Below are 5,632 nucleotides of genomic sequence, written 5' to 3' on the forward strand. Positions count from 1 at the left end.
GCGGCGCCCGCCGCGACGCCGGGGCGCCGCCTCCCGCCGGAACAAATCGCGTCAAACTACGCTCGGTGCCATGGACCTCCCCGCCGACGAGCCCCAGGGCCCGCCCCCGCAGCCCCCGCACCGGGTGCCCGAGATCTCCTCGCTCGGCCTGGACACCCTGGTCACCGAGGTCTCCGAGCGGCTGCAGTCGGCCGCGGCGGTGACCGACCGGATGCAGCGGCTGCTGGAGGCGGTGGTCTCGGTCGGGGCCGGGCTCGACCTGCACGCCACCCTGGAGCGGATCGCCGCCGGTGCGGCCGAGTTGGTGGACGCCCGGTACGCGGCGCTCGGGGTGATCGGCCCGGACCGGAGCGGGCTCTCGGACTTCATCCACGTCGGCATCGACCCGGCGGTCGCGGCCCGGATCGGCGACCTGCCGCAGGGCCGGGGGATCCTCGGCGCGCTGATCGACAAGCCGGAGCCGCTGCTGCTGGACGACCTGGCCCTGGACCCGCGCTCGGCCGGCTTCCCGCCGCACCACCCGCCGATGCGGTCCTTCCTGGGCGAGCCGATCCGGATCCGGGACGAGGTGTTCGGCAACCTCTACCTGACCGAGAAGCGCGGCGGCGGCGGCTTCACCCCGGAGGACGCCCAGGTGCTGCACGCGCTGGCCGCGGCCGCCGGGGTGGCGATCGAGAACTCCCGGCTCTACGAGGAGGGCCGGCGGCGCGAGCGGTGGATCGCCGGCGCGGCGGCGCTGACCACCGCGCTGCTCACCGGGGACCCGGCGCAGGCCGCGCTCGGGGTGGCGGTGGAGCGGGTGCGCGAGCTGGCCGACGCGGCGCTGGGGATGATCATGCTGCCCACCGGGGACGGCGGGCTGCGGGTCTCGCACGCCTCGGGGGCGGCCGCCGAGCAGGTGGAGGGCGAGCTGGTGCCGGGGACCGGGTACGCCGCCCGGCTGCGGGACGGCGAGTCGGTCTTCCTCGACGACATGTCCCGGGACCCGGCCCTGGTGATGCGGGCGGCCCGCGGCTTCGGCCCGTCGATGGCGCTGCCGATGGTGTCGGCCGGGCGCACGGTGGGCGCGCTGGTGCTCTGGCGCGAACGCGGGGCGCGGGCGTTCAGCGAGTCCGAGAAGCAGCTCGCCGCCGCCTTCGCCTCGCAGGCCGCGCTCGCCCTGCGGCTGGCCGAGGGCCAGCGCGACCAGCAGCGCCTGGCGGTCTTCCGGGACCGCGACCGGATCGCCCGGGACCTGCACGACCTGGTGATCCAGCGGCTGTTCGCCACCGGGATGATGCTGGAGAGCGCCGCCCGGCGGGCCGTGGTGCCGGAGGTCAAGGAGCGGCTGGCCACCGCGGTGGACGAGCTGGACGCCACCATCCAGGAGGTCCGCACCACCATCTACGCGCTGCAGCACGACGAGCAGGGCGACCAGCCGGACACCCTGCGGGCCCGGGTGCTGCGCGAGTGCGGCCAGGCGGCCGCGGCGCTCGGCTTCAAGCCCTCGGTCGCCTTCAGCGGGCCGGTGGAGGACCTGATCGGCGACGGCACGGCCCGTCAACTGCTGGCCGCACTGCGGGAGATCCTGTCCAACGCGGCGCGCCACGCGCGGGCCTCGCGGGTCAGTGTGGAGCTGGACACCACGGTCTACCTGGACGCCACCGGGCACCCCGTCTCGGGCGACCCGCAGGCGCCGGTCCGGCCGGGCCGCCCCGGGGTGCTGCTCACCGTGACCGACGACGGGGTGGGCATCCCCGAGGGCGGGCGGCGCAGCGGGCTGGCCAACCTGCGGCGGCGGGCGGAGAACCTGGGCGGGGCGGCCTGGCACCAGCCCGGGCCGGGCCGGCGGGGCACCCGGGTGCGCTGGTCCGCCCGGCTCTGACCCGCGGTCAGGCGGTGGCCGGCTCCCAGGCGTGGGCGGCGAGCTGCGGGTCGACCGGCGCGCCGGTGAGCCGGTTGGCCAGGGTGGACATGGTGTAGGTGCCGATGCCCAGCACCACCTCCAGGGCGTTGCGCGGGGTGAACCCGGCGTCCAGGAAGGCGGTGAGCGCCTCGGGCGCCACCGCGCCGGCGGTGGCCAGCACCTCCAGCACGAACCGGCGCACCGCCTCCAGCCGGTCGTCGGCCAGCGGCCGCGCGCCGCGCAGCGCCGCGACCAGCTCCGGATCGGCGCCGAGCCGGTGCAGTTCGGCGGTGTGCATCGCCACGCACAGGTGGCACTGGTTGCGGGTGGCGACGGTGAGCACCAGCACCTCGCGGGCCAGGGGGTCCAGCGTGCTCGCGGTGAAGAGGGCGTTCGCCTTCATGAACCCCGCCAGCAGTTCGGGCGAGGTGGCCAGCCGGCCGACGGCGGCGGGCAGGTGGCCCAGGTGCCGGGTGACCGATTCCATGGTCGGCCGGGCGCCGGCGGGTGCGGTGTCGAGGGTGTGGTCGGGGAAGACGTGCGGTGCGGCGGGCATGGCGGGCTCCTTCGCGGGCCGGTCCTTCTACAATGGACAACGTGGTTGACTAAAAAGGTAAACCAGGTTGTCCATCACTGCAAGGATCCCCGGCAAGGAGTCCGCCATGACCGAGACCGACCCGCCCGGCGACGGCTACGGGTTCGAGCTGCCGCTGCTGCTGTTCGCCGGCTTCCGCTCGATCATCGACGAGCTGCACGCCGAACTGGCGCGCCAGGGGCACCCCGAGGCCCGCCCGGCGCACGGGTTCGCGCTGCAGGCGGTCGGCCCGCACGGGGCCACCGCCAGCGAGATCGGCCGGCGGCTCGGGGTGAGCAAGCAGGCGGCCGGCAAGACGGTGGACCGGCTGGAGGCGCTCGGCTACGTGGAGCGGGTGCCGGACCCGCGCGACGCCCGCGGCCGGCTGGTGCGGCGCACCGCGCTCGGGACCGATCTGCTGGCCCGCTCGGCGGAGGTCTTCGAGCGGGTGCGCTCGCGCTGGGCGGCCGAGCTGGGCGCCGAGCGGGTGCGGGCGATGGAGCGCGACCTGCGTGCGATGGTCCCCGCCCCGCTGTTCCGGCTGGACGCCCCGGGCTGGTTCGGCGGCTGATCGCAGGACCTGGCTGGTCGTCAACTCCCTTGGGAATGTTAGCGATCCACTGAAGTTTAACGAGAGAGAACTTCCCGGCCAATAGACCTGCCGACCGGTCCTGCGCCCAGGTCAGCACACATACGGTTGACCTGCTCGGCAATCGAGCACGAGATCTCTACGCGACACCCACCGCCCCGGCCGCCACCGGGGCGGTGCTGTCGGGACTGGGGCGGGTGGGCCGAGGTGGGCCGGGACGGTGGGGGGAGAACGGAAGCGCAGGCCCCGCGGGGCGGTTTCCAGGTGGAACGGGCCGCCAACGGCCGGTACCAGTGGCAGCTGAAGGCACCCAACGGGCGGGTGGTCGCCGTGTCCGCACCGGTCTTCGACACGTCGCAGGAGGCGCACCGGGCCTTTGCCCTGCTGCGGGTGGAGGTCGCCGGGCTGACCGCCCGGATCACCCACGTCCGGGACGGGATCGGGTGGATCTGGGTGGTGCCGGGGGCGCGCGGGTCGGCCGAGGCGCGCAGCAGTCGTGCCTACGAGCGGTACGCCACCTGTCAGAACGCCTTCCGCCGGTTCGTCGCCCTGGTGGAGCGCCAGCCGCTCGACGCGCCGGAGCGGGAGCGCTCCCCCCGCTCGGCCGGACCGGCCGAGCGGGTGCCCGGCGACGATGTCTGACCGCCCGGCGCCCGGCGCCGGCCGGGGTCGGGGGCCCCGGCTGCTCGCGGTGCAGGGGGCCGGCCGGCTGGTCGGCTGGTCGCTGGCCGCCGGGAACGGGCGGCAGCTCGCGGTGTCCGCCCGGCTCTACCGCTCCGAGGCCGAACTGGTGCTCGGCCTGCGGGAACTGCTGATCGAGCGGGCCTCGCTCCGGTACGTCTTCGGGCAGGACTCGGCGCGCGCCTGGGGCTGGGCCGCCTACCTGCCGCCGCGCAGCACCCGGCCCGACCCGGCCGCCGAGGGGCCGGTGGCCCGCAGCGCCCGCGGGTACCTCAGGCGTGATCAGTGCCGCCAGGGCGTGGCCGGCTTCCGGGCCGGACTCGGCGCACTGGAACGGGAGTTGCGCTCCGGTGGGCAGGACGGCCGGTGGCCGTGGTGAGGCTGATGCCCCGGTGGCCCCCAGGTTGCCGGTTCCGGCCCGAACCGCCACCGCGAGAAGAACGTCCGGCGGCGCGCGGCCCGGACCGGGCGACAGGCGGGTGCACGAAGCACCGGCGGCGGCCAGCCGCTAAACCTGCAAGTCGACAAAACCACGAAATTCACCGGGACCCGGCCGACTGAACGGGGTGCTTCCGGGGTCGGCGGTGACGGATCAGGATCGGTCCCGCCGGACGGGCCGGGAGATCGGCGGCCCACCGGTGCGGGACCGCTCCGGTCCCGGTCAACGCCATGCGTCCCTCTCCCACCGGAGGAAGAGCACCATGCGTCACACCGCTGCCAAGCTGTTCGCGACCCTCGCGATCGCCACCTCGCTGGCCACCGTGGCCGCCGGTTCGGCCCTGGCCGACCCGTCGGGCACCCCGGCCGCTCAGGACCTCGTGGGCGTCGGCTCGGACACCACCCAGGCCGTGCTGGGCCAGTTCTCGACCGACTACAACGCGTCGCTGACCGCGGCCCACGACACCACCTCGCCGCGTCTGTACAGCTGGGACGCGACCGGCACCAGCCCGATCACCACCAAGACCGGTGCCACCAGCATCACCCGGCCGAACGGCTCCAGCAACGGCGTCACCGCGCTGAACACCTACACCAACACCACGGTGGACTTCGCCCGTTCCTCGCGCGCCCCGCAGACCGGTGACCTGACCACCGACGACTTCGTCGCCTTCGCGAAGGACGCGGTCTCCTGGGCCGGCAACGCGACCGGCAACGCCCCGGCCAACCTCACCACGGCCGACCTGAAGGCGATCTACACCTGCGCCAAGACCAACTGGAACCAGATCACCGACATCGCGGGCTACACCGGCCCGAACGCCACCATCAAGGCGTACATCCCGCAGAACGGCTCGGGCACCCGGTCCTTCTTCCTGAAGGCCATCAACGGTGGCACCGGCTCGGTGACCCTGGGCTCCTGCGTCCAGTCGTACACCCCGGAGGAGAACGAGGGCACCGACTCGGTGTTCAACGACGCCAACGCGGTCTTCCCGTACTCCGCCGCGCACTACATCGGCCAGCTGAACGGCCACACCACCACCACCGACAACAAGGGCTACCTGTCCCTGCGCAGCGTGGACGGCACCAACCCGATCTCCTCGGGCGCGCTGAACGCCACCTTCGCGGGCACCAACTACGGCCGCGTGGTCTACAACGTGTTCCGTGACGCGGAGTGGAACGGCACCAACACCCAGGCCACCGCGATCCAGAACGTCTTCGGCCCGCTCGGCTGGATCTGCAACGACACCACCGCCGGCAACGACATCAGCAGCTACGGCTTCCTCGCGCTGGACTTCGGTGTCTGCGGCTCCGTGACCCACCTCTGATCCACCCCCGGCACCACCTGAGGTTCCACCCAGCACCGACCGGCGGCCCGGTCGACGGTGATCACTGCGGCCGACTGCTTCGGCGAGGACGCTCCCCCGGGCGCCGCGCTCGAACCGGCCGAGGCGTCGGCGGACCCGCCCGC

The 5,632-nt window shown here is 74.2% G+C and carries 6 protein-coding genes; 5 read left to right on the forward strand and 1 reads right to left on the reverse strand.

Annotated features, from left to right (window positions below; all coding sequences use genetic code 11):
* Window positions 1-70 precede the first annotated feature (70 nt).
* Window positions 71-1,864, forward strand: coding sequence for a GAF domain-containing sensor histidine kinase (locus tag ACFW1A_RS37630; RefSeq protein ID WP_380417647.1), 1,794 nt, complete (start codon window positions 71-73; stop codon window positions 1,862-1,864).
* Between the two features lie 7 nt (window positions 1,865-1,871).
* Here the strand turns inward: ACFW1A_RS37630 and ACFW1A_RS37635 are convergent, their stop codons facing one another.
* Window positions 1,872-2,441, reverse strand: a complete 570-nt coding sequence (locus ACFW1A_RS37635; protein ID WP_380417649.1) for a carboxymuconolactone decarboxylase family protein — start codon at window positions 2,439-2,441, stop codon at window positions 1,872-1,874.
* 106 nt (window positions 2,442-2,547) lie between these two features.
* Between ACFW1A_RS37635 and ACFW1A_RS37640 the strand changes: the two genes are divergently transcribed.
* From ACFW1A_RS37640 to ACFW1A_RS37655, 4 genes are all read left to right on the forward strand, one after another.
* The gene (locus tag ACFW1A_RS37640) at window positions 2,548-3,030 is read left to right on the forward strand and encodes a MarR family winged helix-turn-helix transcriptional regulator (protein WP_380417651.1); all 483 of its coding nucleotides are present in this window, start codon (window positions 2,548-2,550) and stop codon (window positions 3,028-3,030) included.
* 282 nt (window positions 3,031-3,312) lie between these two features.
* A complete protein-coding gene (locus ACFW1A_RS37645; RefSeq protein ID WP_380417653.1) occupies window positions 3,313-3,690 on the forward strand; it encodes a hypothetical protein in 378 nt (125 codons plus the stop codon).
* The gene (locus ACFW1A_RS37650; protein ID WP_380417655.1) at window positions 3,683-4,108 is read left to right on the forward strand and encodes a hypothetical protein; all 426 of its coding nucleotides are present in this window, start codon (window positions 3,683-3,685) and stop codon (window positions 4,106-4,108) included. Before ACFW1A_RS37645 ends, ACFW1A_RS37650 begins: the two co-directional genes overlap by 8 nt.
* Before the next feature lie 322 nt (window positions 4,109-4,430).
* Entirely contained in the window at window positions 4,431-5,489 is a 1,059-nt protein-coding gene (locus tag ACFW1A_RS37655; RefSeq protein ID WP_380417657.1) for a PstS family phosphate ABC transporter substrate-binding protein, read from the forward strand.
* Window positions 5,490-5,632: the final 143 nt, after the last annotated feature.

The organism is Kitasatospora sp. NPDC058965, assembly GCF_042741245.1.
Taxonomy (GTDB): Bacteria; Actinomycetota; Actinomycetes; order Streptomycetales; family Streptomycetaceae; genus Kitasatospora.

Coding starts and splice junctions, on each gene's coding strand:
- ACFW1A_RS37630 (WP_380417647.1), top strand. CDS start 71: ATGGACCTCCCCGCCGACGAGCCCCAGGGCCCGCCCCCGCAGCCCCCG.
- ACFW1A_RS37655 (WP_380417657.1), top strand. CDS start 4,431: ATGCGTCACACCGCTGCCAAGCTGTTCGCGACCCTCGCGATCGCCACC.
- ACFW1A_RS37635 (WP_380417649.1), bottom strand. CDS start 2,441: ATGCCCGCCGCACCGCACGTCTTCCCCGACCACACCCTCGACACCGCA.
- ACFW1A_RS37650 (WP_380417655.1), top strand. CDS start 3,683: ATGTCTGACCGCCCGGCGCCCGGCGCCGGCCGGGGTCGGGGGCCCCGG.
- ACFW1A_RS37640 (WP_380417651.1), top strand. CDS start 2,548: ATGACCGAGACCGACCCGCCCGGCGACGGCTACGGGTTCGAGCTGCCG.